At 37.5% G+C, this 26,629-nt stretch carries 30 protein-coding genes, 1 tRNA gene and 1 pseudogene; 11 read left to right on the forward strand and 21 right to left on the reverse strand.

From position 1 onward, the window contains the following. Nucleotides 1-204 precede the first annotated feature (204 nt). From pyk to Q0625_RS04325, 6 genes are all read right to left on the reverse strand, one after another. Nucleotides 205-1,641, reverse strand: a complete 1,437-nt coding sequence (pyk, locus tag Q0625_RS04300) for a pyruvate kinase (protein ID WP_298823744.1) — start codon at nucleotides 1,639-1,641, stop codon at nucleotides 205-207. Nucleotides 1,642-1,654: 13 nt separating this feature from the next. Then, nucleotides 1,655-2,128: an IPExxxVDY family protein gene (locus Q0625_RS04305; RefSeq protein ID WP_298823745.1), complete on the reverse strand. Its 474-nt coding sequence runs from the start codon at nucleotides 2,126-2,128 to the stop codon at nucleotides 1,655-1,657. A gap of 17 nt (nucleotides 2,129-2,145) precedes the next feature. Beyond that, nucleotides 2,146-2,586: a dCMP deaminase family protein gene (locus Q0625_RS04310; RefSeq protein WP_298823746.1), complete on the reverse strand. Its 441-nt coding sequence runs from the start codon at nucleotides 2,584-2,586 to the stop codon at nucleotides 2,146-2,148. 64 nt (nucleotides 2,587-2,650) lie between these two features. Then, the gene (locus tag Q0625_RS04315; protein ID WP_298823747.1) at nucleotides 2,651-3,505 is read right to left on the reverse strand and encodes a DUF4240 domain-containing protein; all 855 of its coding nucleotides are present in this window, start codon (nucleotides 3,503-3,505) and stop codon (nucleotides 2,651-2,653) included. An 11-nt stretch (nucleotides 3,506-3,516) separates the two neighbouring features. Beyond that, nucleotides 3,517-4,059 (reverse strand): YfiT family bacillithiol transferase, encoded by a 543-nt coding sequence (locus tag Q0625_RS04320; RefSeq protein ID WP_298823748.1) that lies wholly within the window; start codon nucleotides 4,057-4,059, stop codon nucleotides 3,517-3,519. A gap of 3 nt (nucleotides 4,060-4,062) precedes the next feature. Next, complete coding sequence (locus Q0625_RS04325) at nucleotides 4,063-4,548, reverse strand: hypothetical protein (protein WP_298823750.1); 486 nt, start codon at nucleotides 4,546-4,548, stop codon at nucleotides 4,063-4,065. 147 nt (nucleotides 4,549-4,695) lie between these two features. Between Q0625_RS04325 and lysA the strand changes: the two genes are divergently transcribed. Next, nucleotides 4,696-5,901, forward strand: a complete 1,206-nt coding sequence (lysA, locus tag Q0625_RS04330) for a diaminopimelate decarboxylase (RefSeq protein WP_298823752.1) — start codon at nucleotides 4,696-4,698, stop codon at nucleotides 5,899-5,901. A gap of 65 nt (nucleotides 5,902-5,966) precedes the next feature. Here the strand turns inward: lysA and rplT are convergent, their stop codons facing one another. From rplT to thrS, 4 genes are all read right to left on the reverse strand, one after another. Next, the gene (rplT, locus tag Q0625_RS04335) at nucleotides 5,967-6,311 is read right to left on the reverse strand and encodes a 50S ribosomal protein L20 (protein WP_016419247.1); all 345 of its coding nucleotides are present in this window, start codon (nucleotides 6,309-6,311) and stop codon (nucleotides 5,967-5,969) included. A gap of 89 nt (nucleotides 6,312-6,400) precedes the next feature. Next, entirely contained in the window at nucleotides 6,401-6,598 is a 198-nt protein-coding gene (gene rpmI, locus Q0625_RS04340; protein WP_009641953.1) for a 50S ribosomal protein L35, read from the reverse strand. A 43-nt stretch (nucleotides 6,599-6,641) separates the two neighbouring features. After that, complete coding sequence (gene infC / locus Q0625_RS04345) at nucleotides 6,642-7,193, reverse strand: translation initiation factor IF-3 (protein ID WP_298823796.1); 552 nt, start codon at nucleotides 7,191-7,193, stop codon at nucleotides 6,642-6,644. A 17-nt stretch (nucleotides 7,194-7,210) separates the two neighbouring features. Then, entirely contained in the window at nucleotides 7,211-9,160 is a 1,950-nt protein-coding gene (gene thrS, locus Q0625_RS04350; RefSeq protein WP_298823759.1) for a threonine--tRNA ligase, read from the reverse strand. Nucleotides 9,161-9,692: 532 nt separating this feature from the next. On the opposite strand from thrS, the gene Q0625_RS04355 reads away from it, so the two are divergent. The 7 genes from Q0625_RS04355 (at nucleotide 9,693) to Q0625_RS04385 (ending at nucleotide 14,406) form a co-directional block, all read left to right on the forward strand. Next, on the forward strand, nucleotides 9,693-10,223 hold the full coding sequence (locus Q0625_RS04355) for a hypothetical protein (RefSeq protein WP_298823761.1): 531 nt from the start codon (nucleotides 9,693-9,695) through the stop codon (nucleotides 10,221-10,223). Nucleotides 10,224-10,435: 212 nt separating this feature from the next. Further along, a complete protein-coding gene (locus Q0625_RS04360) occupies nucleotides 10,436-10,816 on the forward strand; it encodes a hypothetical protein (RefSeq protein ID WP_298823763.1) in 381 nt (126 codons plus the stop codon). A gap of 47 nt (nucleotides 10,817-10,863) precedes the next feature. Beyond that, nucleotides 10,864-11,076 carry a hypothetical protein gene (locus tag Q0625_RS04365; protein WP_298823765.1) on the forward strand — a complete coding sequence of 71 codons (213 nt, stop codon included), beginning with the start codon at nucleotides 10,864-10,866 and terminating at the stop codon, nucleotides 11,074-11,076. Between the two features lie 8 nt (nucleotides 11,077-11,084). Next, a complete protein-coding gene (locus Q0625_RS04370) occupies nucleotides 11,085-11,864 on the forward strand; it encodes a hypothetical protein (protein WP_298823767.1) in 780 nt (259 codons plus the stop codon). Nucleotides 11,865-12,023: 159 nt separating this feature from the next. Beyond that, the gene (locus tag Q0625_RS04375; protein ID WP_298823769.1) at nucleotides 12,024-12,821 is read left to right on the forward strand and encodes a hypothetical protein; all 798 of its coding nucleotides are present in this window, start codon (nucleotides 12,024-12,026) and stop codon (nucleotides 12,819-12,821) included. 95 nt (nucleotides 12,822-12,916) lie between these two features. Then, nucleotides 12,917-13,222: a DUF721 domain-containing protein gene (locus tag Q0625_RS04380; protein ID WP_298823771.1), complete on the forward strand. Its 306-nt coding sequence runs from the start codon at nucleotides 12,917-12,919 to the stop codon at nucleotides 13,220-13,222. A 20-nt stretch (nucleotides 13,223-13,242) separates the two neighbouring features. Further along, nucleotides 13,243-14,406: a PatB family C-S lyase gene (locus tag Q0625_RS04385; protein ID WP_298823773.1), complete on the forward strand. Its 1,164-nt coding sequence runs from the start codon at nucleotides 13,243-13,245 to the stop codon at nucleotides 14,404-14,406. Nucleotides 14,407-14,413: 7 nt separating this feature from the next. Here the strand turns inward: Q0625_RS04385 and mltG are convergent, their stop codons facing one another. The 4 genes and pseudogenes from mltG to Q0625_RS04405 form a co-directional block, all read right to left on the reverse strand. After that, nucleotides 14,414-15,457, reverse strand: coding sequence for an endolytic transglycosylase MltG (gene mltG / locus Q0625_RS04390; protein ID WP_298823775.1), 1,044 nt, complete (start codon nucleotides 15,455-15,457; stop codon nucleotides 14,414-14,416). 23 nt (nucleotides 15,458-15,480) lie between these two features. Further along, nucleotides 15,481-15,942: pseudogene (locus Q0625_RS04395) on the reverse strand (DUF4421 family protein); the annotation flags it as partial. Between the two features lie 23 nt (nucleotides 15,943-15,965). Continuing rightward, nucleotides 15,966-16,421: a hypothetical protein gene (locus Q0625_RS04400; protein ID WP_298823777.1), complete on the reverse strand. Its 456-nt coding sequence runs from the start codon at nucleotides 16,419-16,421 to the stop codon at nucleotides 15,966-15,968. Nucleotides 16,422-16,455: 34 nt separating this feature from the next. Continuing rightward, nucleotides 16,456-18,048: a hypothetical protein gene (locus Q0625_RS04405; RefSeq protein WP_298823779.1), complete on the reverse strand. Its 1,593-nt coding sequence runs from the start codon at nucleotides 18,046-18,048 to the stop codon at nucleotides 16,456-16,458. A 165-nt stretch (nucleotides 18,049-18,213) separates the two neighbouring features. Here Q0625_RS04405 and Q0625_RS04410 point away from each other — a divergent pair, with 165 nt between their 5' ends. Together Q0625_RS04410 and lnt are read left to right on the forward strand one after the other, a co-directional pair. After that, complete coding sequence (locus Q0625_RS04410; protein WP_298823781.1) at nucleotides 18,214-19,731, forward strand: aromatic amino acid ammonia-lyase; 1,518 nt, start codon at nucleotides 18,214-18,216, stop codon at nucleotides 19,729-19,731. Between the two features lie 21 nt (nucleotides 19,732-19,752). Then, the gene (gene lnt, locus Q0625_RS04415; protein WP_298823783.1) at nucleotides 19,753-21,342 is read left to right on the forward strand and encodes an apolipoprotein N-acyltransferase; all 1,590 of its coding nucleotides are present in this window, start codon (nucleotides 19,753-19,755) and stop codon (nucleotides 21,340-21,342) included. Here the strand turns inward: lnt and Q0625_RS04420 are convergent, their stop codons facing one another. The 7 genes from Q0625_RS04420 to Q0625_RS04450 form a co-directional block, all read right to left on the reverse strand. Continuing rightward, a complete protein-coding gene (locus tag Q0625_RS04420) occupies nucleotides 21,343-22,059 on the reverse strand; it encodes a head GIN domain-containing protein (RefSeq protein ID WP_298823785.1) in 717 nt (238 codons plus the stop codon). It abuts the gene before it with no gap. Between the two features lie 23 nt (nucleotides 22,060-22,082). After that, nucleotides 22,083-22,358: a chaperone modulator CbpM gene (locus Q0625_RS04425; protein WP_298823787.1), complete on the reverse strand. Its 276-nt coding sequence runs from the start codon at nucleotides 22,356-22,358 to the stop codon at nucleotides 22,083-22,085. Then, nucleotides 22,342-23,256, reverse strand: coding sequence for a J domain-containing protein (locus Q0625_RS04430; RefSeq protein ID WP_298823789.1), 915 nt, complete (start codon nucleotides 23,254-23,256; stop codon nucleotides 22,342-22,344). The genes Q0625_RS04425 and Q0625_RS04430 overlap by 17 nt, the downstream gene beginning before the upstream one ends. Before the next feature lie 177 nt (nucleotides 23,257-23,433). Then, on the reverse strand, nucleotides 23,434-24,186 hold the full coding sequence (locus Q0625_RS04435; RefSeq protein WP_298823791.1) for a hypothetical protein: 753 nt from the start codon (nucleotides 24,184-24,186) through the stop codon (nucleotides 23,434-23,436). 91 nt (nucleotides 24,187-24,277) lie between these two features. Continuing rightward, on the reverse strand, nucleotides 24,278-24,667 hold the full coding sequence (locus Q0625_RS04440; protein ID WP_298823793.1) for a biopolymer transporter ExbD: 390 nt from the start codon (nucleotides 24,665-24,667) through the stop codon (nucleotides 24,278-24,280). A 4-nt stretch (nucleotides 24,668-24,671) separates the two neighbouring features. Beyond that, nucleotides 24,672-25,364, reverse strand: a complete 693-nt coding sequence (locus Q0625_RS04445) for a MotA/TolQ/ExbB proton channel family protein (RefSeq protein WP_298823794.1) — start codon at nucleotides 25,362-25,364, stop codon at nucleotides 24,672-24,674. 433 nt (nucleotides 25,365-25,797) lie between these two features. Then, complete coding sequence (locus Q0625_RS04450) at nucleotides 25,798-26,328, reverse strand: hypothetical protein (protein ID WP_298823795.1); 531 nt, start codon at nucleotides 26,326-26,328, stop codon at nucleotides 25,798-25,800. A 226-nt stretch (nucleotides 26,329-26,554) separates the two neighbouring features. On the opposite strand from Q0625_RS04450, the gene Q0625_RS04455 reads away from it, so the two are divergent. After that, nucleotides 26,555-26,628 (forward strand) — tRNA-Met (locus Q0625_RS04455). The last annotated feature ends 1 nt before the right edge of the window (nucleotide 26,629 follow it).

Below are 26,629 nucleotides of genomic sequence, written 5' to 3' on the forward strand. Positions count from 1 at the left end.
TTTTGGGTAATTGTCTTAGCCAGCGCATGTGTAGAGACGCAATTTATTGCGTCTTATACAGTTAGCAAATAGTATCTTAACTATTGATTCACATTAGCAGAGACCAACCACTAATATGACAATCAAATCAGATAGAAAAAGCAAAAAGTGAATAGTGAAAAAACGCTCTTCACTATTCACTTTTCACTTTTCATTATTCATTTTTTACGCTAATATCTGTGTAGCGCGTACGGTATTTACACGACCTTGGTAGCTGATTGGCATAGCGCTAAGGCTGATAACAATGTCACCTACTTGTACATGTCCTTCACGAGTAGCGATACGGTTGATGTCCTCTATGGTTTCATCGGTGGATACATAACGATCGTAGTAGTAAGTAGTTACCCCCCATAATAGGCTGAGCTTGGTAAGCAGTCGTCGGTTGGAGGAGAAGACTAAGATATTGGCACTTGGGCGTAAGGCTGATACCTGAAATGCTGTATAACCACTACCTGTAAGGGTGGAAATGATCTTAGCATCCATATCATCAGCAAGTTTGGCAGCACTCAAGCAAATAGACTGAGTAACAAAACGCTCATTGCCCTCACGTACAGGAGGGATACGAGGTATATTGACAAAATCGGAATCCTCTACACTATTGATAATGCTGGACATTCGTTCAATAACCTGTATAGGATATTTTCCTGTGGAGGTCTCAGCGGAGAGCATCACCGCATCAGCACCATCTATGATAGAGTTGGCAACATCATTCACCTCTGCACGGGTAGGGGTAAGGCTCTCTATCATAGTTTCCATCATCTGGGTGGCAATAATCACAGGAATACGTGCTTCTTTGGCCTTGCGTACCAATTCTTTTTGGCGTAGAGGCACCTCTTGTGCAGGCGTTTCCACAGCTAAGTCACCACGAGCTACCATGAGTCCTTGGCAGTTGGCAATAATCTCATCTATATTGGCCAAAGCCTCTGGTTTCTCTATCTTGGCAATGATCGGAATATCCTCAGTAGTATGTGCTTTGATGAGTTCCTTGAGGTCTTCTATATCTTTGGCGTGGCGCACAAAGGAAAGTGCAATCCAGTCTACCTCTTGTTCTATAGCGAAAATAGCATCCTTGATATCCTTTTCTGTAAGAGCAGGAAGGGAGATATTGGTATTGGGTAGGTTCACCCCTTTTTTGGATTTGAGTACTCCTCCTTGTAACACTTTGGCAACTACTGTATCTTTTTCATTGGTAGATACCACCTCAAAGATAAGTTTACCATCGTCCAAAAGTACTCGTTCACCTACTTTCACATCGCGAGGGAACTGGGTATAGTTCATATAAGCACGTTCCTTATTTCCCACGAAAGGTTCTCCTGTAACAAAAGATATTTGGTCTCCATCCTCTACCACCACATTGTCCTCCATAACCCCTACACGGAGTTTAGGACCTTGTAGGTCTCCTAAGAGGGCTACATGGGTATTGAGTTCCTCTTGTATGGCACGCACTTGAGCGATGCGCTGTTTCACCTCGTCATAATTAGCATGTGAAAAGTTGATGCGGAATACATTCACCCCAGCGAGAATCATACCTTTGAGAATCTCTGGGCTATCGGTAGCAGGCCCCAAGGTGGCTACTATTTTGGTTTTTTTTCGTCCTATCATACTATATAAATTTTTAAAATATTAGTTTTGCTTTGATTTCATTGAGTTTTCTTTGCTCCTTATAGGAGGTTTTTCCCTCTGGGAATAATGGTATTTCATAGACATGATCTATAAAATACTGTTCTTTTAACAAGGAAATATAATCGGTTCTTTCATCAAAGGGGGTTATCCTGAGAAAGTAATCCACTTTGGGAAGTTCTTTGATAAATGGTTGGTATTCTTCTACTTGTGCAAATAATCCCAAAGAGACCCTCTTGAGCATTCTATTGGCTATAAGATACCATTGAGCATCCTCCTTATAGGAAAAAAGAGGAAACAAAGTATCGGAATCCTTATCATACAAGTCTTGTGGGGTACGCTCAAGGCGAATGCCAAGTTCTTTGTTGAGCCAATAAGCCAATTTGCAAGGAACAAATCGGGTATGTAAGGCAATAAGGAGTTCTTCCTCTTGGTATTGCTCAAAGTCCCATTCGAATACTAAGGCCATCGCAAAAGAAAAACAAGTTACAGATTATCTTGTTCGTGTGCCGTCTCAGGCAAATGCACGATTTCCACGCCTGCCTTTTCCAAGAATTCTAAGCCACTAGTATCCCTATAGGCTTCCTTATACACCACACGTATGATACCTGACTGGTGTATGAGTTTGCTGCATTCCTTGCAGGGTGACATGGTGATATAGAGGGTGGCTCCTGCACAAGACTGGGTGGAGGCCGCTACCTTGAGTATTGCATTAGCCTCAGCATGGAGTACATACCACAGGGTTTCCCCTTGGGCATCCTCGCAGCAATTGTCAAAACCTGTAGGTGTACCATTGTAACCGTCCGAGATAATCATACGGTCCTTGACAATGATTGCCCCTACCTGCTTGCGTTTGCTATAAGAGAGCTTTGCCCATTCTTGTGCCATACGCATATAAGCGCGGTCGTATCTTTCTTGTTTTTCCATATCTGATGGCAAAGGTACTACTTTTTGAATAATATCGCTATTTTATTCCTATTTTTTTATCGGGCTATCGTATAGGCATAATTTCAGCCACCAATTTGGGGTACATCTTTTGTAACTCAACCCCGCTCTTAGGTTCCCTGTCCATGGCAAAATCTCCATAGTCATAATTGATCTCTGGCCATTTTTCGTATACAGTATCACGGATAATATCCTCATCGCTATCGGGACGAGCTTCGGAATTGGCTCTACTAGCTACATAGAGCAATCCTTCTCCCCAAGTATCTCCTATATCAAAATGGTATTTGCCAGAAACAAAAGATTCTATATCTTTGGTAATATCCTCATAGAATTCTTTACCCTTGAGTAGTAACCAACAGCGGAAATAGATAAAACCATCATCAGAAATATAACCATCAAAACTGTATGTATCACCTTCTTTCTCATATTCATTCTCTAAAATAATCGAAAGTTCTGCTATAGGAGCTGTATAAAGAGAAATAAGTTTTTCCTGTAAGGTTTTTTCAAAGAGGATCAGCCTTTCTTCGCTATATTTGGAAAGATAAGTGGTGAGTTTCTCTATATGTTCTCTCAGATCATAGGCTTCCCAGTCTTTTTTGTTGTATTTGTAGCTCTTTTCTATGGCTTCCCAAAAGAAATAGTCGGCTTTTTCCTCTTCTGAGTATTCTCTTTTCTCAGGAGTAGCCTCGCCTTCCTTAAGTTCGGTATAGCCTTTTTTGAGTTTTTGGAGAATTAATTTCTCGCTTTCCTTGGTACATTCTTCAGGGGTAGCAAATTCCTTTATGGCTTCACGCCCTGCGGTACCTGTTTTTCCATAAACGACGGTTTGGGTAGTGCCTTCAAACTCAATATCCCAAAACTTATCCGATTTGGCATCTTGATATACAAATCTTCTTTTCATATATACTTAATTTACAGTTTATTACCACTATCTATTTGGAGTTTTTTAGCCAACTCAATATGGGCTAAATGGTGTTTGCCGTGCCACACACTCTTGGCTATTTCTTGTTTGATAGATACCGTTTGTCCACTCTGTGGATGTTGGTAAGTCTTTTCGAAATCCTCTGGAGCGAGAGCTCTTAGGAGCTTCCACCAGCGCCAATGTACTCCATTTATGATATGCAAAGAGGGTGCTATATAAAAGTCTCTTGCCTCAGGAAGCTCTGCCCACAAGGTTTCTTCGTAGGGTTTTACGATAGGATTTTCTTCTGTCAGAGCGAGCTTACAACGAATAAAGCTATTCATATTCACATCGGCTAAGTGATGTACTATCTGGGCTATTGTCCAGCCTCCTTCTCTATAGGTAAGATTGAGTATATTAGGCGGACATTGTTTTACTGCTTCTTCTAACAAATAAGGAAAGCGCCAGAGCTCTTCTATATAAGTATTTATGTGCTTCTGAGTAATTTCTTTAGGAAGCTCAAAAGCACCTATAGGGTATTTTATAGAATCCATAAGTTAGGTATTATCAGCATTGGTCTTTGATTCTTCTATGGAGTTAGCGGAGATGGTCATTAGCCCTCCTGCCAAGAGCAATGCTACAAAGACAAACAACCCTATAGCTTTTCCATCTGTAGTATAGATAAACACTATCAATTGCGTCAGCTCCATACAATAGCGCCTATCATGCTCAGGACAGAGAAAATAAGTAGCTCCCATCATGGTAAGCCAAAAGGTAGTGATATAAAAAACGAAAATAAGCACTACTCCTAAGGTAAAGTTCTTGAGCCTGCTATAGAGGGGGAATTTTACCTTTTGTCCCACAAAATAGGCCAATACAAAAGTAGGTATATAAAGGGCTGTAATGACTGCATAGGTACGCATAGCCCCCATTGCTGTAACATAAGTGTTTGACTTTGGGTTTATTACATAGTGCATAAAAAGACAAAAGAGCACAAATTCTACCAACAAAGACAGCAATATATACTTAGTAGAGGTCTTCATATAGGACTAACTTTGTGCAAATATACGAAATAATGAGCAATGATGAATCACTAATGAGTAATTTTTTTAAATCTTTTACCCATTACCTTTTACTTTTTTCTTTAAAATTGTATCTTTGTCCCGATAAACCTATTAATTCCTATTTATATGGAAATCAAAGATTTACTTTCAATAACACATACTTTCGGAAGTCCTGTGTATGTGTATGATGCTAACAAAATCAGCTCTCAATATGAGCGACTTACCAAGGCTTTTGCTGCTGTGCCTAGCCTTAGGATCAACTATGCAATGAAAGCTCTGTCCAATGTTTCTATCCTTAAGCTCATGCGAAAGTTAGGAGCAGGCTTGGATACAGTTTCTATACAGGAGGTCAAGTTAGGTCTTCATGCGGGCTTTACTCCCGAACAGATTATCTTCACTCCCAATGGGGTCTCTATGGAGGAGATCGAGGAGGCCGCTTCATTGGGTGTACAGCTCAACATAGACAACCTTTCTATCTTGGAACAATTCGGTAGTAAGCACCCACAGGTGCCTGTGTGTATCCGTATCAATCCGCATGTTATGGCTGGAGGCAACGCCAATATATCCGTAGGACATATAGATAGTAAGTTTGGTATCAGTATTCACCAAATACCTCATATTCTGCGTATTGTGGAGAATACCAAGATGCATATCAATGGAATTCATATGCACACAGGTAGCGATATCTTGGATATAGATGTCTTCCTCTATGCTGCTGAAATCCTTTTCGATACAGCCAAGCACTTTAGGGAACTGAAGTTTATTGATTTTGGTAGCGGCTTTAAGGTGCCTTATAAGGAAGGTGATATTCAAACAGATATAGAAGAGCTAGGCGAACGACTTGGTCAGCGCTTTTTAGAGTTCTGTAAGCTCTATGGGAGAAACCTGACCTTAGCTTTTGAGCCTGGGAAGTTCTTGGTCAGTGAAGCGGGCTTTTTCTTGGTGAAGGTCAATGTTGTCAAGCAAACTACCTCTACCGTTTTTGCCGGAATTGATTCGGGTTTCAATCACTTGATCCGCCCTATGTTCTATGGGGCTACTCACTTTATAGAAAACATCTCTAACCCTGAGGGAAAGAAGCGTTTTTACTCGGTGGTGGGCTACATCTGTGAGACAGATACTTTTGCCTCCAACCGACAAATTGCCGAAATCTCTGAGGGGGATATTCTCTGTTTTAGGAATGCAGGTGCCTACTGCTACACTATGGCTAGCAACTACAACTCACGCCCTCGCCCCGCCGAAGTCCTCTGGATAGACGGGCAAGCCAAGCTCATACGCAAGGCGGAAACCTTTGAGGACTTACTACACAACCAAGTAGAGATTGACCTGTAAAATATGAAAAGGCTATCCCACAAGAGGATAGCCTTTTACTAACAGATATTTCTTTGATTAAACGTTTATTTTACTTTTTCTACAATTGCTTTGAAAGCTTCTGGGTGATTCAAGGCTAAGTCAGCTAGAACTTTACGGTTAAGTTCTATATTATTAGCTTTGAGTGCTCCCATAAACTTAGAATAAGACAATCCATAAGGACGAACCCCTGCATTGATACGAACAATCCACAAAGCGCGGAAAGTTCTTTTCTTATTACGACGGTCTCTGTAAGCATATACTAACGCTTTTTCAACCGCGTTCTTGGCAACTGTCCAAACGTTCTTTCTGCGGCCAAAGTAACCTTTGGCTTGCTTCATTATTTTTTTTCTACGCGCTCTACGCGCAACTGCGTTTACTGATCTTGGCATAAATTTCTAATTTTTTTTGTAGTAGGCGACTTTACGTTCTTTTTGAGCCATACTCCAAGGTGATACAATTAATTTACCTTAAACAATTATTATTTTAATCCTAATTGTTTCTTTACGCTAGCCTCGTCATTGGTATGAACCAAGGTAGCATGTGTAAGAGCTAACTTACGTTTTTTAGCTTTTTTAGTCAAGATGTGACTCTTGAAAGCGTGCTTTCTTTTGATTTTACCAGAGCCCGTTAGTTTGAAACGTTTTTTAGCGCTGGATTTAGTTTTAATCTTTGGCATTTTGTTACTTAAAAATTAATGATTGAAATATCTGTTTTCTTTTTTATTTTTTCTTGACAGGAGCGATGAACATAGTCATGCGCTTTCCTTCGAGTTTAGGCATTTGCTCTACCTTTCCAAACTCTTCCAAGTCCACCGCCAAGCGAAGTAATAACTCCTGACCTTGGTCTTTGTAGACGATGGAACGCCCTTTGAAGAATACATAAGCTTTCACCTTAGCTCCTTCCTTGAGGAACTTTTCACCATGTTTCTTTTTAAATTCGTAATCATGGTCATCTGTCTGAGGACCGAAGCGTATTTCCTTGATCTCCACCTTAGTAGCCTTGGCCTTTAGCTCCTTGGCACGTTTTTTCTGTTCGTAGAGAAACTTTTTGTAATCTACGATTTTACATACAGGAGGTTGGGCATTGGGAGAGATTTCTACCAAATCCAATTCCAATTCTTCAGCCAGCCTTAAGGCTTCTTTTGTAGGATATACACCTGTTTCCACGTTATCTCCTACCAAACGCACTTCGGGAACACGTATATCTCGGTTCACGCGGTGTGAGGTCTTTTCGTCACTTGTGCTCTTCGTGTTGGGTACTCTCGTATTAATGGCTATTGTGTTTTAAGTTAAACTTCTGTTGAGAAAGGTCGTATGTTCTTATTAATTTCTTTTTGTATAAGGGTAATGAAATCGGCTATTTTCATAGTACCTAGGTCTTCCCCCCCGTGGCGACGTACCGAAAGAGTGCCATTCTTTTCCTCCTCTTCCCCTACGATAAGCATATAAGGGAATTTCTGGGTTTCAGCCTCACGTATTTTCTTACCAATGGTCTCATTGCGGTTATCTACATGAGGGCGTAAATCGGCCTCTTGCAAGAGTTGGGCTACCTTTTGGGCATATCCCTCATATTTTTCACTGAGAGAAAGGATATTCACCTGCTCTGGTACCAACCAAAGTGGCAAGTTACCTGCTGTATGCTCTAAGAGAATAGCTACAAAGCGCTCCATACTACCGAAAGGTGCACGGTGAATCATCACAGGACGGTGTAGCTCATTATCAGCTCCTTTGTACCATAGATCAAAGCGTTCTGGTAGGTTGTAATCCACTTGGATAGTTCCTAGCTGCCAGCTTCTGCCTAGGGCATCCTTCACCATAAAGTCAAGCTTAGGACCATAGAAAGCAGCTTCGCCTGTTTCTATCACATAGGTAAGGTTCTTCTCCTTAGCAGCATTGATAATAGCGTTTTCAGCCTTAGCCCAATTCTCATCGGTTCCTATGTACTTAGATAAGTTCTCTGGATCGCGCAAAGATACCTGTGCGGTAAAGTTTTCAAATCCTAGAGACCCAAACACATATAATACCAAGTCGATCACATGCTTGAACTCTGTATCAAGCTGCTCTGGTGTACAGAAGATATGGGCATCGTCTTGAGTAAAACAACGTACACGGGTAAGTCCGTGCAATTCACCACTCTGTTCGTAGCGATATACGGTACCAAATTCTGCGAAACGCCTAGGTAAGTCCTTATAACTCCATGGGTGAGAGTTGTATATCTCACAGTGGTGTGGACAGTTCATTGGTTTGAGCAAGTATTCCTCTCCTTCGTTAGGGGTTGCAATAGGTTGGAAACTATCCTTACCATATTTTTCCCAGTGCCCTGAGGTTACATATAAGTTCTTATGACCAATATGCGGAGTTACTACTTGTTCGTAGCCTGCTTGTTTCTGTGCTTTGCGTAAGAATGCCTCCAAGCGTTCTCTTAGGGCAGCTCCTTTGGGCAACCACAAGGGTAATCCTTGTCCTACCTTGTTGGAGAAAGTAAAGAGTTCCAACTCCTTACCGAGCTTACGGTGATCACGCTTTTTAGCCTCTTCCAAGAGAGTAAGGTATTCGGTCAAGTCCTTTTGCTTAGGGAAAGAGATACCATACACACGTGTAAGCTGCGGATTGTTCTCATTACCACGCCAGTAAGCACCTGCTACACTGAGGATTTTTACCGCTTTTACGAAGCCTGTATTGGGTATGTGTCCTCCCCTACATAAGTCTGTAAAGGTGCTATGATCACAGAAAGTAATAGACCCATCTTCCAAAGCTTCAATAAGTTCTGTTTTGTATTCGTTCTTTCCCTGATAGTAAGAAAGTGCTTCTGCCTTGCTCACTGGGTGCATCTTAAATTCATACTTGCCACGAGCTATTTCCAGCATCTTAGCCTCAATAGCAGGGAAATCTTTGTCTGTTATTGTATTTCCATTGAAATCCACATCATAATAGAATCCACTAGCAATGGCAGGCCCTATGGTAAGCTTGATATTAGGATAAAGTTCCTCCAAAGCTTGGGCTAATATATGCGCGGAAGAGTGCCAAAAGGCTTTCTTTCCTTCGGGACTATCCCACGTGTATAACACCAAACTACCGTCCGTCTCAAGGGGCGTAACTGTCTCAACTGTTTTACCATTGAAGCTGGCAGATATTACATTACGTGCCAAGCCTTCACTAATACTAAGAGCTACTTCAGCAGGGGTTGTCCCCTTCTTATATTCCTTGACTGAACCGTCAGGCAGTGTAATTTTTATCATTGGTGTAATAGTTGTTAAAAAACTCGGCAAAAATAAAGCTTTTTTTGGTAGCATCCAAATTTTTTCACAGTTTTTTCTTTTCTTGTAATTTTTTACTGCTTTACTCCCATTTTGAAAAACGGATCCTATGGATTTTCTATGTATATTGTAATTATATGGCTGTGATTTTTACAGATGGTTACACATTTTTTTATTTTATATATTATTGAAAATCAAATGATTAAAATAAGTCACTATACTTTTTTCTCCGTGGAATTCTGTGGAATCTGGGGGAAAATATGATTTTACTTATATCGAACTCGTGTCAATTAAGAAGCCGTTTACTTTTTCTTTGGCAAATTATCATTTTTTTTGTAACTTGCCACCCTCTATCGAAAATATTTGAACTATATCTTTCTTATTTTGCGAATATAGTACTTTTTTCAATAAGAGTTTATTCAAAAATAATTCAAACAGCGGTATAGTATCATTCTCGAAAGAGATATCTATTCAGGTACAACTATTTGGAAGTTAAAGAGATAAAAACAGAACTATGAAAAGAATAATATTTTTTCTTCTATTACTGACATCTATATCTTGCTCTAAAAATATAAAAATAAAAAAAGTAAGTAATAATTCTTTTGAAAATGATGTATATATAGACAGTCAAGGTTGCCAATATATAAAGATAACGGAAGATTATAAGCAAGTAAAAGATAATCTTTTTGAAGATGAACAAGGAAATTTGTATATACAAGGCACTAATAATATGATCTTTTACTATTCTCGCCCGATATATATATCAGAGCTTTACGATATGAACTCTAATAAATTAAAAATAAAGGACATTCTAGATAGAGATACGTATGAAAAATTAGCAGATACAGGTTTTTCGAGAGATAAGCAATTCTTATACCTACTAAAAGAGTGGTCAGACAGATGGGAATTACATATTATTAGCAAAGAGCCCGATAAATATAAACTTATTTGGAAAAATTGCAGATATTATCTTTATTCTGATGGTAAATATTATTTGAATCAAGACGTTTTTACAGATGAAGAACTGAATATGCCTCAAAAATAACAAAATAACAATGAAAAGATTTCTAATTATTATTTCATTACTTATAGCCCCCTCAATGTATGGGCAATATTATGAAAAGAGAGCTTATTGACAGTAAAATATTTGCTCCTGAAGGAGCTCACTATCCTATAAAAAAGGAAACACACCTATTAAGTACTCCAAAAAGATATGAAAACCTATGAAAAAATATAACTTATGAAAAAATATAACTTATGAAAAAACTAATAATAAAAATTGTAATAATATTATTCATATTTCTATTTTATAAGGGATTAAAAAGTCGAATTACGGAAAAATACTATATCAATACAACCGTAGGATATTATAATGTAACAGATAAAATATTAAAAGATGGTTATAAGTGGGTAGATGAAAATCGTCTTATAAATCCCGATCCTATGAAGTTTGATTATAATGAGTTACTCTTAATAAAAGAAACTCTATACACATTTGTAATTAAAAGCTATCCAGACTTACCTGAAAATATTCTAAAAAATATAAAAGAAATTACAATTGAAGAAATAAAAAAATCCCTTATATTTTTACAGGATATCTCCATTGTTTTGACAAAGATGTCTATCTGTTTAATATAGAAAGCAATAATAAATCGTATAATGTATATGTGATAAAGTATAAAACCATGGAAGGAGTATACAAGGACGGGGAACTAATAGATCATAAATTAGTAAAAAAGATTCGTTTTGAAAATGAAAAATGGTATAGAAATTTTTATGAAACAGAGGACGAATATAACAAAAACAAATATTCTATACAAAAAACATCAACTCCCCAATTTTTAGTAGATGAATCTTTTAATCCTTCTCCTAAAAGATTGTGGAAAATTTTAAAATAATAGAAAAGATGAAAATATTGGTTTTAGTAAGTCTTTGTAGTTTATTATGTAAATGCAATGGACAAATCATTGAAAAAAGAGAAAACGTAACAAATAGTACTAAAAAAACGGAAAAAATAAATAAAAAATTAGATGTTGATGTAATAAAATCAAAAGGAAATGTTCTATATCAAGTGGAAACATTAACAGATAGTCAACCTATTAATGAGTATCGGTATTTTATTCAAGATAATACTAAATCTGTGTTAATTGAGGGAAATGAAAATTCTGGTTTTATTGAAAAAATTAACTACAAAATGTCTTCTGATGTAGAATATAATAATTATTCAGGAAAAGGAGATTTGATTAATTATTCTCTTCAATCTATTTATGGGTTTAAAAAAGAAGAAAAAGAGTACAATTCTGAGGGGCATTTAATATCATATATTAATTACGAGAAAGAATTTAATTTCAAATGGATAGAAGTTCAAAAGTATCTACAATCATTAGAAGTTCAGACAGATATTGAATCATTAAAGAAAATAGCCAATTTTCATATTGGACGAATTTTTATGAACAAACTGGATGATTCTTTAAAAAATGAAATTCCGCTTATTGTTAAAAAAATATGGATAATAGAGGGAGTGGAAGCAATTTATAAAAATCATAAAGGAATATTTTACATTTATTTAGACGGAGATACAGGAGAAGAACTACTTGTAAAACAATTTTTAGGCAAAAAATCAGGAGATGATGGTGTTGGAACTTATGCTGACTTCAAAGTAATATATTCTAAAAAAGAAAAATAAAAATCCTCTTCTACTTCCTACCTCACTTATAACAGCAAAACCTATACCGAAGAAGAATGGAAAGCCTTTGAATAGGAGTAATGGAAGAAATACCAAGCTAAGAGGAGTAAAAAAGGCTTTTTTGATTGGCTCTTCGGGTAATCTAAAATATAATATAAAATGAAAAAAATACTTATAATCACTTTCTTTCTATCTATAGGAGCCTTTGCCCAAGATAGTATTATTAATTATATAAAAAATAATCCAATAAAATATTTTGATATTAAATCCTTTGAAAAAGATAACGAAACACGAGAAGATATTAAATTATTCTATAATGAACGAGGGGATCATTTTGAACAATTTATGAGTAGTGTAGACAAGGGGCATTTTATAGAAAATGAAACAAAGAAAAATTCTCCTATTAGCATAGCAAGAAATTATTATTCTAATGGTGTATTATATTATGAAACTATATTCTTTTTTAATTTTAAAATAGACACTACAAAAAAATATAATAAACTGGGACTTTTAAAAGAAACTATTAATAATGATAAAAATTATGCATTCAGTGTAAGTTCTCTTTGTCAATTAATGAAAAAGGAATATAATGTAGATCTGATGACCATACAGAATCATTTTTCAAGAGATTATAACCCGGACGTAAATTATGATGTGATGAGGATGTTTGTAGAGGAAATTGGTAAATATTGTTATATTGTAATTTTATATAGTAATCCACTTCCCCCAGATGGTGATTTTTATCCTCGAAGACTAATCTATATAGATGGTAATACAGGAGAAATTCTTTGTGAAGAAGAGGTTTTTTTATGGTTATTAGGGGGAGAGAATATACCTAAATCAAAGTCTTCTTTTCCCTCAAAAGAAGAATATCTTAAAAAGATAAAAGGGACTCCTAAAACCACCACTTTCAATGGCAAAACCTATACTGAAGAAGAGCGGAAAGCCTTTGAATAGGAGCAATGGGAAAAATACCAAACTAAGAGGAGTAAAAAAGGCTTTTTGATAGGCTTTTTGTCAAAAAATATCACTACCTTTGTAAGCAAAAAAAGATGAGTAGCTATAATCTAAGATATAATGCCGAAACCCCTTTAAAAGATGTCATCTTGGCTATCTTTAAAAGATACAATCTCAACTATGGGATTGACAAAGTGCGTGTCAAAGAGGCATGGGTAGAGGTCATGGGAAAAACCATTGTAAGATACACAGTAAATGTACGCCTACAAGGAAATAGATTATATGTTACCCTCAATAATGCCTCTCTTCGGGAGGATTTGAATTATGGGAAGAGCAAATTGGTAAATATGCTTAATGAACACCTACAAAAAGAAGTTGTCAAGGATATTATTTTCTTGTAGCCTAAAAACATTTTTAACCTATGAAATATAATTTTGACGAGATTATTGACCGAAAGGGTACCGATGCTTTGAAATTAGAGGCATTGCTCCCACGCTGGGGGCGTGAGGACTTGATTCCTATGTGGGTAGCCGATATGGATTTCAAAACCCCTCCCTTCATTGTGGACGTTATAAAAAAGCGTATAGAATGTGAAATCTTTGGCTATACAGAGAAACCTCACGCTTGGTACCAATCCATTATTGATTGGCAAGAGCGTCGCCACCAATGGACAATCACCAAAGAGATGATTTCCTTCGTCCCTGGGGTAGTACCCGCTATTGTAATGGCTGTGGAGGCTTTCACCCAAGTAGGTGACCCTGTGCTTATCCAACCGCCTGTATATTACCCTTTTGCGGCTGCTATTCGCAATACAGGACGAAAAGTAGTTACCAATCCCCTACTACTCAAGGACGGACAATATCAGATTGATTTTGAGGATTTCGAAGAAAAGGCAAAGGGCTGTAAGCTCTTTATTCTCTGTAACCCTCATAACCCAGGAGGACGTGTATGGAAAAAAGAAGAATTAGAGCGATTGGCAGCTATCTGTCTCAAACATAAGGTCTTAATGATTTCTGACGAGATTCACGCCGACCTTACGCTTCCTCCTTACCAGCATACCCCTTTGGCTACTCTATCAAAGGAAGTGGCAGAAAACTGTGTAACTTTCTCTTCAGCTAGCAAAACCTTCAATATGGCAGGATTGGCTAGTGCTTATGCAGTTATCCCCAATGCCGAGATAAGACAAAAATTCTTAGATAAGACCGTAGGCTATATGCTCACCGATGGAAATGTCTTTGCTTTCCAAACCACGGTAGCAGCCTATGAACAAGGCGAAGAATGGCTCAGCCAGCTCTTGAGCTACATACAAGGAAATATTGATTTCCTTACTCAATATATTGACCAACATCTCCCTAAAGTAAAATACATTGTCCCTCAAGCCTCCTACTTGATCTTCTTAGATTTCAGACAGTTGGGACTTTCACAGAAGGAACTTGTCTCTCTCTGTACCAACCAAGCCCACTTAGCTCTAGTGGATGGTAGTGTCTTCGGAAAAGAAGGTATAGGCTTTATGCGTATCAACTTGGCTTCTCCACGCTCTGTAATTGAAAAGGCAGCAGAACAGTTGTTAACGATTGGTCAGTAGTTAGTGGTTAGTTATTAGTCATTAGTTTTTTGTTAACCCATTTAATATAGGCTTGGCGGTTCTTATTATGTTCTTGTAAGGTACGGGCAAACTTGTGGTAGCCTATACGTGCAGTATCGGCGACAAAAAAGATATAATCATGTTCCTTGGGAGAAAGAACCGCCTCAATAGAAGAAATATCAGGCATACAGATAGGAGAGGGAGGTAACCCTTGAATCTGATAGGTGTTATAAGGTGAAACTATCTGTGTGTCTTTGATATATACGCGCTTGATAATTGTATCATATTTGCCAGTTGTCTCCTTTATTGCATAGACTACTGTAGGATCGGCTTGTAGAGGCATTCTATTCTTTAGCCTATTGAGATATACGCCTGCTATGGTAGGTCTTTCATCGGTCATATAGGTTTCTTTCTGTACTATGGAAGCCAATATTATTACCTGCTTAGGGGTCAATCCTTGGGCTGAGGCTTTCTCTCTTCTCTTCTCATTCCAAAAGGCATTGTATTCCTTTTCCATTCTTTTGACAAACTCCTCTGCGGAAGTTTCCCAATAGAACTCATAGGTATTGGGAATAAAGTGTCCTAATACATTGAGAGAATCTGTTTGGCTTTCTGCAAGAAAGTATGGATTGAGAAAAGCCGTCATCAGAGCCGTACTATCGGCTTCTATCTCCTTAGAAATTCTTTGTGCTAAAAGTGGCAAACGATCTTGATTATTGAAAGATACCTTTATAGGCTTACTTAGGTTTCTAAGTAGGCGCACCATTTGTAAGTTATTCATTCCTTTTCGAATCACATAACGCCCTGCACGTACATGATCCGGATACTTCATAGCTCTGGCTACCCAGTAAAAGGTGTTTGAATTGGAGAGTGATGTATAAAATTTTTCTGAGATAAATGAATAATCACTTTTTGAGGGGATATATAGTACCCTTTCCTCCTCTTTAAAGGAGGTATTGGGATAAAACAATATATAATAGCCCACTCCTGCCACCGTTAAGATACCTATGAAGAGTGTTATCGCTATTATTTTAAAGATTTTTTTTATCATTTTTTTCAAATCAGTATATAGTGTTATCTTATATGTCGAGTAACTGTGAATTGTGTGGTAGGAGCAAGCAACGCAAAAGATTGTGCACTAGGGGAATAAACTATTTTATTATTAAATATCCCCGTAAGGGCAAACGACCAATCTTCACGGTTGTAATTCAAGGTAAGCCTACCGATACTCGCTGGATAAGCCCTTAGGTTATGCCAAGCCAATATCTGTGAATTATTACCAATATTCACTCCTGCTGATACCATACCCGCTAGCAGCCAACGAGGAGAGACCACCCACGAATAAGCATACCCTATATTAGCTCCTATTTGGTAGTTATCAAAAGCCGCGGTAAGACTCTGTTGTTGGGAAGCATCTGGTACAATCTTATGATAATAGAATCCACTACCAAGCAGCAAACTACCTGCTGATTTTATCTGCTTTTCACTCTGCTCGAAGGCGGCACGTAAGGAAAGTCTTCTATGGCGTAACACATAAGTCCCATCAAGTCCCCATCTTTTTACCGCAAGATCTGGGAAAAGAGTGTATTCTTTTTTCCATTTTGTTCTCGCTGGGTAAAGAAGCCTCGGTAATCTTGGTAATAGCCATCTATGAGTAGTCTCTTACCATATTTGTGCATCTGGAAATCAGTAATAGAGGAAGACAAACCCGTATCCGTTTTTAAGGGAAATACACTGAAAGACACCAACAAGTTCATACCTATGATCTTACGCAAGCCTACTCCCACTCCTATATTCTGGGGATAAGTAGCATTATAAGCTTCTTTGTTATGCAAAATGACAAGCATCTTATTAGGAACAAAAGTCTTTATCCACCACTTATGAGGGTATTCCTGTACATATAATGTATCTTTTTGTTGTGCTATTGTAGGGGGTATACAGAATATAACAAAGAAGAATGTTACGGCTTGTATTATCTTATGTCTTGTTGCATTTCTAAATAACTGTTTGTCCATCTATTATATAAAATAGGTTTAGAGTTAATTACCTTTAGTATTGCATAATCGTGTTATTTTCGGTATCAAAGTTATAGCTAGGAATAAAAGGATCAAAGTTATCTTCAGTAATAAAAAATTCTTCTGCATAATTGAGGTAATTATTTCCAAAACTACTAAAGTTTGTATCCAGCAAAACGGTTTTAAGTATTTTTCCATTAATGACATAATCCAACACAATCTTTTTATCTTTCACTTTGTAGAAGTGTTGCATATTATCATCCCATTTGTTTTTAATTTTGATACTTCCTTGTTGTAATATTTTATTTTTTATAACACCTTTATTTATTTCCTTACCATTTTCATACTGTACAAAGTCTATAATCAAGTCTTCCTCTTCTGAATCATCATTTTTAGCTCTTGTAATGGTATATATATATGATTTTTCTCCTTTCTCATTATATATTTCAGCTTTCATTTGACCATTTTTTTGTTTTTCCTTATAGTATCTAAGTACATTATTCTCATCTATCTGTTTAATTTCTACAAATTCACCATCTTTGTAAAGTATATAACTATCATTCTCTTCCAAATCATTATAGAGATATCCGTTATAACAAACTCCATCCTTAAAAAGAAGCTCTCCTTTGATAGTTTTGTTTTTGTTATAATAGGTAATTTTATCTATTTCATGATGAATGCTATAGTCGGTTTGCTGTTTGATATTTCCATTTTTATAATAAGAAAAACTTTGTTCTATATATCCGAACTTATATATAGTTTTTTCCTCCAATAGTCCCTCATTGTCCAAGCTATAAGCTATTCCTTGGTAAGGTTCCCCATGTTTGTAAATAAGTTCGCTCATTTTCTTTCCTTTTGCATCATAGAAAGTAATCGTTGTATCTTTTTCATCTCCTTTCCTATGAGAAAATAATTTCCCTGAACGATAATATACCTTATCATCTATAATATTTCCTTTAGCATCCCATTGGGTAATTGCTTTTACCTGTGTTGGAGCGTGATAGTATTCTACTTCTATACCTGCTTGAGCTTCGCTCCCCTTTACAGCACGTGAGCCTATGAGTTTTCCCTTTTCATCATAATACTTCAGCAGTACATTATCCTCGTCCTCATAATAACTCTCTATTCTTGCTTTTTTCAGATCTTCTTCATACTGTATTCTCTTCTTCACCTTAGCATTTTCCTGATAATACACCACATTAAATTCCTTTTTACCCTTCACATGAGCATTATCAGCATAATTATAGGTCTCTATATAAGTATTTTCTCCTTCCTTGTGATAGTGTGTGTTTATACGCCCTTTGGGGTCATATACTTTGTAAGAGAGTGTTCCATTTTTTTCCTCCCCTTGTATTTCTATTTTGCCATCTTCAAAATAAAAAGAGAATTTGCCTACAAATTCCTCTATACTTCTAAAGTCTTTTTTTGTCGCATAGGCATCCATTTGGAGTTTTCCGTCCAAGAAAAAATCCTTTATATGATAGCGATCGGCTTGTTGGGAGATGATACGATAGAATTTTGCCTTTTCCTTAGTGGTAGGATTCCCTACTCCATCTATATATATCTTTTCCTGCGCCCAGAAACAAAGTGGTATAATAGATAAAAATAAAAGCAATAGTTTCTTCATCTGGTTATAATTATGCTATTTGAAAGGGCAAATGTACAAAAAAGTTTTGAGTGCTGCGTTTGGAAGACTGAGTTTTTTTGTCTCTAAAAATAAATCCCATACTCCCCTTGCAAAATAGCCTATTATTGCTTAATTTTGCTGCTGTTTGTAAATTAGCTTAAAGCAATGAGACAACATACCACTTCCTTTGAAGATTTTATCAGTGTTATCTTCAACCATAAAAAAGTAGAAATCTCCCCTGAAACCGAAAAAATTGTAAATGATAGCTATCATTTCCTAAAAGAATTCTCCAAGAACAAGGTTATATATGGCGTAAATACAGGTTTTGGCCCCATGGCACAATACCGAATAGAGGAGGAAGACCAATTAGCTTTACAATATAACATCATTCGCAGCCATTCTTCAGGCATGGGGGCTTATTTTTCTCCTGAAATCGTAAAATCAGCTATTCTGTGTAGGCTTCATACGCTTTCTTTAGGTAAATCAGGTGTGCACCTTTCGCTCATTCATCTGATGAAAGAACTTATCAATAGGGATATTACCCCCTTAATCTTTCAACATGGAAGCGTAGGCGCCAGTGGAGACTTGGTACAGTTGGCTCATTTGGCCTTAGTGCTCATTGGTGAAGGGGAAGTCTTCTACAAAGGTCAAAGACGCCCTACTCAAGAAGTATTTGCCGAGGAAGGACTCTCTCCCCTAAAAATTCATCTGCGTGAAGGTATAGCGCTAATGAATGGTACTTCGGTTATGACAGGTATTGCAGCGGTTAATATCCATTATGCACAACTCCTATTGGACTGGTCTGTTAAGCTCTCTGTAGCAATCAATGAACTGGTACAGACCTATGACGACCATTTTTCCCAAGAGCTTAATGCCGCCAAAAAACACCGTGGTCAACAGCTTATCGCCCAGAGAATGCGTAACTACTTAATAGACAGCCAGCTGACTAAGAAACGCAGTGAACACCTATATAAGGGCGAACATAAGGAAACCGTCTTCAAGGAAAAGGTACAGGAATACTACTCGCTGCGATGTCTCCCCCAAATACTAGGTCCTATATATGACACTATTGATTATGCAAAAGAAATAGTAACCAACGAGTTCAACTCGGCAAGTGACAACCCTATTACGGACTTACAATCCCAGCAGGTATATCATGGAGGAAACTTCCATGGGGACTATATCTCCCTAGAGATGGATAAGCTCAAAATAGCTGTTACTCGACTCAGTATGCTCGGTGAGCGACAGCTAAACTATTTGCTCAACCCCAAAATCAATGAAATCCTACCTGCCTTTGTCAATGCTGGAAAGTTAGGGTTCAACTTCGGTATGCAGGGAATACAATTCACCGCTACCTCCACTACTGCCGAAAACCAAACACTTTCTTTCCCTATGTATGTGCATAGTATCCCCAATAACAATGATAATCAAGATATTGTAAGTATGGGTACCAATGCCGCGACCATTACTCATAAAGTGATAGAAAACACCTTTGAAGTCATGGCCATAGAAGCCATTACGATAGCGCAAGCTATTGATATTCTGGGATATAAAGACAAACTTTCCACCACTACCAAGCTATGGTATGAGCGGGTACGTTCTCTTATCCCCTTCTTTAAGGAGGATATTACTCCCTATCCCTATTTGGAAAAGGTAAAAACATTTCTAAAATCTCATCAGTAAAAAGATATTTTCTTAACTCCCATGAAGCATCTACTCTTAGCCCTACTTTCAGGAATTCTATTGGCTATTGCTTGGCCTACCTATGGTATTTCCTTGTTTATCTTTGTTGCTTGGATACCGCTACTACTTGTAGAATACCAATTGCGCAGCACGGGAAAAGCATGTAAGGGAAAGGTCTTCCTTTTCTCCTATCTTAGTTTTCTACTTTGGAATACCTTTACTACTTGGTGGATATGGAATTCTACTATTGTTGGGGCACTATTTGCCATTCTGGTCAATAGCCTACTGATGACCTTGGTCTTTCTTGCTTATCATTTGGTAGCTAAGAGAAATACCGCAAAAATAAGTAGTATCTTCCTCATTACTATATGGATAGCCTTTGAAAAATTCCATCATCATTGGGATTTTTCTTGGCCATGGCTCACTTTAGGCAATGTCTTCTCTGAAAATATTACTTGGATACAATGGTACGAATATACAGGGATTTTTGGCGGGAGCCTTTGGGTATTATTGGTCAATATACTGTTATTCCACTCGCTGCGCCTTCTGTTAGAAACAAAGGATAAAAAATTGTTTTACAAGCGTATAGGTAAAATAAGCTTTTTGGTAGTACTACCTATATGCCTTTCTTGGGGTATATACACCCGCTATAGAGAAGAAGGAAAACCTATAGAAGTAGTCGCCCTACAACCCAATATAGATCCTTATGAGGAAAAATATAGTCTCTCCAATGAGCAGACTATCACATTATTACTCAAACTTGCCAAGGAAGGTGTCACTGAAAAGACCCACTTTGTACTCACCCCAGAAACTGTTATATCTCAAGGAGTCTATCGATTAGAAGAAATATCACAAGACAAGGAGCTAGCCCCCTTACATACTTTTCTAGAAAAATACCCTCAGCTTAATTGGGTAATGGGAACCGCTATCTATCAAGTACTTACCGATAAGAGTAAGATAGCCCCCCAAAGCAACTACAACCCGCGACAGAACTATTGGTTCAATGACTACAATAGTGCCTTCTTGCTCAACTCATTTGGGATTATGGGCTTTCATCACAAATCCAAATTAGTGGTAGGTGTAGAAAATATGCCGCTGCAATCGGTTCTAAAACCTATTTTGGGAGATATTATGATAGACTTAGGGGGAACCGTAGCTGTAAAAACTACCCAGAAGACTCCTAGTGTCCTCAGTTCGTTAAGCGAAGAGAAAGTCGCTCCTGTGATCTGCTATGAATCTATCTATGGGGAATATATAGGTCAATACGTAAAAAAAGGTGCTCAATTCTTAGGCGTACTTACCAATGACGCTTGGTGGGGAGATACACAAGGATACAAACAATTATTAAGCTATACGCAGCTTAGAGCCATTGAGACCCGCAAGAGTATAGCCCGAAGTGCCAATACAGGCATTTCAGCCTTTATCAATCAGCGAGGAGAGATTACAAGCTCCCTTGGTTATGAAAAAAGAGGATTCTTAAGAGCCACTCTCTTAGCCAATGATAAGGTAACCACTTATGTACGTTACGGAGATTATATAGCGCGTCTCTGTGCTTTTGTAGGGATAGGGATTTTCCTCGTTTCCTTCCTAAGGAAGCGAAGCGAAGTGTAGTTATAGGTATCTTACCCTGCCGCTTCCTTTGGTTTGCACATCTATTTTCTTAGGATTCCCTTTGACAGTAATATCCCCTGAGCCTCGGATATCTGCTGAAAGCTGTTCGGTAACAAAGAGATCCACATCGCCAGAGCCTCTGATAGAAGCGGTGGCTTGCTTGGTCTGAAGTGCATCACCATCGAAATCACCACTACCTGCAATGGCTACAGCAAGGGTTTGGGCGGTTCCCTTAATTTTCATATCCCCACTGCCTTTGACAGAAAAAGATAAAGACTCAGCCTGTAGAGAGAGCAGCATATCACCACTGCCCAAAACCTTGCAAGAGAGGTTCTTAACCTGCAATTGTTCATGAGAATTGATATCCCCTGAACCCTGTACAGTCACTTCAGTTAGCGAGTCATCTACAGGGATACAAATCTCCAACTTTTTTATAAATTGGTATGCAAAATCAGGGGACATCCTCACTATCAGCACTCCATCCTTCACCTCTGTAATCACATAAGGTTCCATATTCTGAGAAGCATTAATAGTAATATCCCCTACTTGGCCATGTGTAAGAACTATATCAGCCCCACATTCCAGCTTGATTTGGGTATAGGCGGGGAGTTTTCTTTCTTTGGAAAGAACTTGACCTTCTCCCTTAACTACAGGAAGAGAACGACCACAGCCTGCTAGTAGTAACAAGCAGGCATATAGAAAAGCGATTTTTTTCATAATTAGATTTTGATTTTTGGTTATTATTTTCTTCTTAGTTTTTGATTTTCTTCTTGTAAAACCTTTATTTGCTCCAAAAGACGATGAATAATCTGAATACTAGGAACATTAATTTCAAGGTCATAGTGCCAATTGACAAAACGCTCCAGCGCGGGCAGTTGGTCATAATGTACATAGGTTATCCTATCAATAATCTCCGTTTTTATCAGTCCATTATCCACCAAAGCATTGAAAAAAGAAGATTTGATCTTGTAGAGCCTTATAACTTTAGTCTTTGATATTCTAAGCGGTTGTTCCATTTTCTTGTAATTTACGCATTTGTTCGAGAAGTTCTTTTTGCTTATCAGTCAATCCCTTAGGAAGTTCCACTGTATAAGTAACAAAAAGGTCGCCGAAAGTACCCCCTTTGTAGACAGGGAAACCTTTTCCTTTGAGTCGTACTGTTGTACCAGGTTGAGTTTCAGGTTTTACCTTTAGCTTCACTTTCCCCGAAAGAGTAGAGACTTGCACCTCTCCTCCGAGAATAGCCGTATACATATCAATAGTAACCTTTGTTTTTAGATCGTTACCTATTCGTTCAAAAGTAGGGTCTGGTAATATCTGGAAAGTAATATACAAATCCCCATTAGGACCGCCATTTACCCCTTCTCCCCCATAGCCTTTGAGCTTTATCTGCTGATTATTTTGGATACCTGCAGGGAGCGTTATACGAATAGTCTTTCCATTAACGTTGAGTGTCTTAGGTTGGGTAATGGCTGCCTCTCTCAGAGAGAGTGTAATCTCAGTTTGTAGATCCTGTCCCTTGAACTTTCCATAAGCAGATCCATAATTGCCCCTTCCAAAACCGGCCTCTTTTCCGAATATCTCCTTGAAGAAGTCGGAGAAATCGTCTGCATTGGTATAAGTAGCCCCTTCAAAACCATTACCGAAAGGATTTCTGCCCTGTCTTTGAGCTTTTTCAAAGGCTTCACTCTGTTGCCAATCCTTGCCATACTTATCGTATTTAGCCCTATTCTTAGAGTTGCCCAAGACCTCATACGCCTCATTGATTTGCTTAAATCGCTCTTCAGCTTTCTTATCATTAGGATTCATATCTGGGTGATATAGGCGGGCAAGCTGCCTATATGCCTTCTTAATTTCTTTAGAGGAAGCGGATTTATCTACGCCTAAAACCTTATAATAATCAATATATGCCATTGGGTTATAGTGTATTAAATATTCTTTTTATAATGAGACAAATATAATAAAAATTAATGAATTAACCTAAATCAATGAAAAAAATTAAAATTGTCTTTCACATGATTTATTTATAAAAAAACAAGATGAAATAGACTGCCCTTCTAAAATAAAAAACTAAGAAACAACTCTTTCTCCTTATTCACCTAACTTGAAACGAATAGAAAGGAATCCTATCTGAGTCTGTGGTGCTTTCTCATCGGCATTGAACCTATAAGTCATTGCTGATTTTCGAGCAGCATCCAATAGGCATGGAGCCTTATTGGTAGTACCTTTCTCTCCTGCTTTTGCACGCACAACCTTTCCTGACCTATCTACCTCTATTTGTACAATAACCAAGCCTGATTCGTTACAATCTTGGAATATCTTCTCACCACTTATATATCTGCGACCATTAAGTCCCCAACTCTTACCACTGCCACTACCTGAACCATCACTGCTATCTCCAAAAAAGCTACTTGCATAAGGATTTCCTTTGGGATCACCCTTATAGCCCGATACATTATCATCGCCCTGAGAGCCACTACCATTACCTGAATTAGGATTCTTCACAGAAGCATTCAATACACTTGAAAGTGCATCGGTGGTAGAGGCAGCTGGTTTCTGCGGCTTCTTAGGAGTAGGCTTGGCCTCCTTAGGTGTTTCTTTTTTCTTTTTCACTTCCTCCTTAGGAATTACAAGCGTTTCCTCATCATCGTTTTGGGTAAGCACTGGCTCTTCTGCAGGAGTTGTTTCTGTCTTAGGTGTTTCTTCCGTGGGCTCCTCAGTAGCTACAGTTTGCTCAGTAGGCTTGGGGGGATTGATCTCCCCCATTCCCATATTGTCTGTTCCAAAAGTAATAGCAATTCCATCTTCCGCATCAGGGGGAATAATAGCATTTGTCAGCTTCATTATGAGTAAAGCTAAGACAATTAAGCTCATAATTACCAGCGTAATAGCGAAAGATTTCTGCTTATGCACTGTATTTAATACCATAAAAAAATTACTTTGGTCGTACGGCTAAGATAAGTTTATACTGATTCTGATTGGCTATATCCATAATAGATACAGCCTTTTCAATAGGGACACTTTCCTCCACTCGTAGGATAATGGTAGGATTCTCCACCCCAGAGAGCGCTTCCTTCAACTCTGTTTCCATAAGAGAAGGATCCACCAACTTGTTATTGACAAAATATTGTAAATCCTTATTGATGCTTACTGATACATTCTGAATACTTGAGGACTTTCCATGTGCTTTTGGCAATAACAAATCCAATACTTTGGGATTGTTAGAGGCAGTAAGCATAAAGAAAATAAGCAATAGAAAGACAATGTCCGTCATGGAGGACATGCTAAATTCTGGAGTTACTTTATTGCTTGACTTGATACTCATTTTACTAAATTGGTTCGTTCAACATATCCAAGAAATCAACTGTTGTGGCTTCTAATTTTTGGGTAACATTGTTAATTCTCATTGCTAAGTGGTTATAAGCCAAATAAGCCACAATCCCTACAATAAGCCCTGCCACTGTTGTTGTCATCGCTGTATAGATACCTCCTGCTAAGATACTCATATCGGCCTGTCCTCCACTGGTAGCCATAGCATGAAAGGACATTACCATCCCCACTACAGTACCCAAGAAACCTATCATAGGTCCCACCCCTGCAAGAGTTGCAAGCAAAGATACATTTTTCTCTAACTTATAGACTTCCAAGGAACCTGCATTCTCAATTGCCTTATGAATATCATCAATTGGCTTCCCTATACGGGAAATTCCCTTGCTTACAAGACGTGCCACAGGGCTATTATACTGAAGGCAAAGATTCTTAGCTGCTTCTATACGCCCTGAAGCGATATTGTCACGAATGACATTCATAAAATTAGCATCTATTCTTTTGGCCGAACTAATAGCAAAAGTTCTTTCAAAATAGATATAAAGAGCCGTAGCCAACATTAGAAATAAAATCCCTATAATAATCGTATTGGCCAATCCTCCGTTGAAAATAAGATCCATAATAGAGAGGCTCTCCTCTTGCACATCTGAGGACGGCTGTCCTGTAGTTATTGCATTTGCTTGTAAAAATAACATATTTCTTTTAAATTGGTTTTAGGAAGCAAAAATACATCTTTTCTTCATAAGAAAAGTGCTTTTTAATATTTTTATCATTTTATCTTTTCAAAATATAATACTCTTAACAAATTAGTCCGCTAAGATAGCTTTGACAACCCCTCTATTTTTTTATCCTATTTTTAACATATATTTATCACACATATATGCTTGCTATTTCAAAAAATATATGTAACTTTGCAATCGAAATAAGGAACTAATTTTTTATAAAAAATGCTTCCTACCATACAAAGAAATAGAGAAAGGGAATTACAAAAAAGGTAATTCACTTATTGAAGATAATCTTATAATTGTTTAGTTTTTTCACGAAAGTCCGAGCTACGAAAGTACTCGGATTTTTTCTTTATCTGAAAATAAAAAATATAGTGCAAACGATTGATTTGCACTATATTTTTTATCTTTCTAATTTGTAAAGTATCATTTTTATCTTATCTCCTGCAAGACTATTTAGCTTGTATCTTTTGTAATCCTCTGTATAAAATAGCGCTACTCCCCCAATACCTGCACTAGGACAAAGATACTCCTGTTGTGCCTCATCTTTTTCTATTTTCCAACTATTATCTCCAATGGAGCTACTTTCTTTTAATAAAGCAAATTGTATTTCGTTGGGTAAATCAGCTGTTTTGAAACAAATATTCACCCTTTTGAAGGGTAGGCTAAAGGATGTATAACCAGCTCCTATAGTATAGGAAACATCCACTAAAGCTGTTGCAATCGTCTTACCTTCATATTGGAATTCTACAACATAGGCAAGAATATTTTCCAATTTATATTTCTTAATCTCATCGTAATTAAACACTCCAAATCCTTGGTTTGTCTTTGTCCCCAATATATTTACTTCCTCATCCGTTAGCTTTGTTTGTTTTAACTGCCCATAACTAAAGGCACTAAACAACAATATCACAAAGAATATAATCTTTCTCATTTTGTTTGTATTTAGAATTTTAAAACTGTTCTATAAATGACAATACTATAAGGCAAATGTACTACTTTTCTCCTTGGTTACCAAACAAAAGTAAAAGTTTAACAGATTTAAAAAAATGATAGCAATTGATTAATAATAAATGACTTATACTTTTATTCATAAAAATATCGCATATAATTTTGTATATACCAAAAAAAGTTGTATCTTTGCACCCGCAAACTGAAACGGCGAGGTAGCTCAGTTGGTTAGAGCGTTGGATTCATAACCCAAAGGTCACGGGTTCAAATCCCGTCTTCGCTAC

Origin of the sequence: uncultured Capnocytophaga sp., assembly GCF_938029845.1 — a bacterium.
Lineage (GTDB): Bacteria > Bacteroidota > Bacteroidia > Flavobacteriales > Flavobacteriaceae > Capnocytophaga.

Bases quoted from the DNA above. Each gene is read 5' to 3' on its own strand.
- pyk (WP_298823744.1), bottom strand. From the start codon at position 1,641: ATGATAGGACGAAAAAAAACCAAAATAGTAGCCACCTTGGGGCCTGCT.
- Q0625_RS04305 (WP_298823745.1), bottom strand. From the start codon at position 2,128: ATGGCCTTAGTATTCGAATGGGACTTTGAGCAATACCAAGAGGAAGAA.
- Q0625_RS04310 (WP_298823746.1), bottom strand. From the start codon at position 2,586: ATGGAAAAACAAGAAAGATACGACCGCGCTTATATGCGTATGGCACAA.
- Q0625_RS04315 (WP_298823747.1), bottom strand. From the start codon at position 3,505: ATGAAAAGAAGATTTGTATATCAAGATGCCAAATCGGATAAGTTTTGG.
- Q0625_RS04320 (WP_298823748.1), bottom strand. From the start codon at position 4,059: ATGGATTCTATAAAATACCCTATAGGTGCTTTTGAGCTTCCTAAAGAA.
- Q0625_RS04325 (WP_298823750.1), bottom strand. From the start codon at position 4,548: ATGAAGACCTCTACTAAGTATATATTGCTGTCTTTGTTGGTAGAATTT.
- lysA (WP_298823752.1), top strand. From the start codon at position 4,696: ATGGAAATCAAAGATTTACTTTCAATAACACATACTTTCGGAAGTCCT.
- rplT (WP_016419247.1), bottom strand. From the start codon at position 6,311: ATGCCAAGATCAGTAAACGCAGTTGCGCGTAGAGCGCGTAGAAAAAAA.
- rpmI (WP_009641953.1), bottom strand. From the start codon at position 6,598: ATGCCAAAGATTAAAACTAAATCCAGCGCTAAAAAACGTTTCAAACTA.
- thrS (WP_298823759.1), bottom strand. From the start codon at position 9,160: ATGATAAAAATTACACTGCCTGACGGTTCAGTCAAGGAATATAAGAAG.
- Q0625_RS04355 (WP_298823761.1), top strand. From the start codon at position 9,693: ATGAAAAGAATAATATTTTTTCTTCTATTACTGACATCTATATCTTGC.
- Q0625_RS04360 (WP_298823763.1), top strand. From the start codon at position 10,436: ATGAAAAAACTAATAATAAAAATTGTAATAATATTATTCATATTTCTA.
- Q0625_RS04365 (WP_298823765.1), top strand. From the start codon at position 10,864: ATGGAAGGAGTATACAAGGACGGGGAACTAATAGATCATAAATTAGTA.
- Q0625_RS04370 (WP_298823767.1), top strand. From the start codon at position 11,085: ATGAAAATATTGGTTTTAGTAAGTCTTTGTAGTTTATTATGTAAATGC.
- Q0625_RS04375 (WP_298823769.1), top strand. From the start codon at position 12,024: ATGAAAAAAATACTTATAATCACTTTCTTTCTATCTATAGGAGCCTTT.
- Q0625_RS04380 (WP_298823771.1), top strand. From the start codon at position 12,917: ATGAGTAGCTATAATCTAAGATATAATGCCGAAACCCCTTTAAAAGAT.
- Q0625_RS04385 (WP_298823773.1), top strand. From the start codon at position 13,243: ATGAAATATAATTTTGACGAGATTATTGACCGAAAGGGTACCGATGCT.
- mltG (WP_298823775.1), bottom strand. From the start codon at position 15,457: ATGATAAAAAAAATCTTTAAAATAATAGCGATAACACTCTTCATAGGT.
- Q0625_RS04400 (WP_298823777.1), bottom strand. From the start codon at position 16,421: ATGGACAAACAGTTATTTAGAAATGCAACAAGACATAAGATAATACAA.
- Q0625_RS04405 (WP_298823779.1), bottom strand. From the start codon at position 18,048: ATGAAGAAACTATTGCTTTTATTTTTATCTATTATACCACTTTGTTTC.
- Q0625_RS04410 (WP_298823781.1), top strand. From the start codon at position 18,214: ATGAGACAACATACCACTTCCTTTGAAGATTTTATCAGTGTTATCTTC.
- lnt (WP_298823783.1), top strand. From the start codon at position 19,753: ATGAAGCATCTACTCTTAGCCCTACTTTCAGGAATTCTATTGGCTATT.
- Q0625_RS04420 (WP_298823785.1), bottom strand. From the start codon at position 22,059: ATGAAAAAAATCGCTTTTCTATATGCCTGCTTGTTACTACTAGCAGGC.
- Q0625_RS04425 (WP_298823787.1), bottom strand. From the start codon at position 22,358: ATGGAACAACCGCTTAGAATATCAAAGACTAAAGTTATAAGGCTCTAC.
- Q0625_RS04430 (WP_298823789.1), bottom strand. From the start codon at position 23,256: ATGGCATATATTGATTATTATAAGGTTTTAGGCGTAGATAAATCCGCT.
- Q0625_RS04435 (WP_298823791.1), bottom strand. From the start codon at position 24,186: ATGAAGCTGACAAATGCTATTATTCCCCCTGATGCGGAAGATGGAATT.
- Q0625_RS04440 (WP_298823793.1), bottom strand. From the start codon at position 24,667: ATGAGTATCAAGTCAAGCAATAAAGTAACTCCAGAATTTAGCATGTCC.
- Q0625_RS04445 (WP_298823794.1), bottom strand. From the start codon at position 25,364: ATGTTATTTTTACAAGCAAATGCAATAACTACAGGACAGCCGTCCTCA.
- Q0625_RS04450 (WP_298823795.1), bottom strand. From the start codon at position 26,328: ATGAGAAAGATTATATTCTTTGTGATATTGTTGTTTAGTGCCTTTAGT.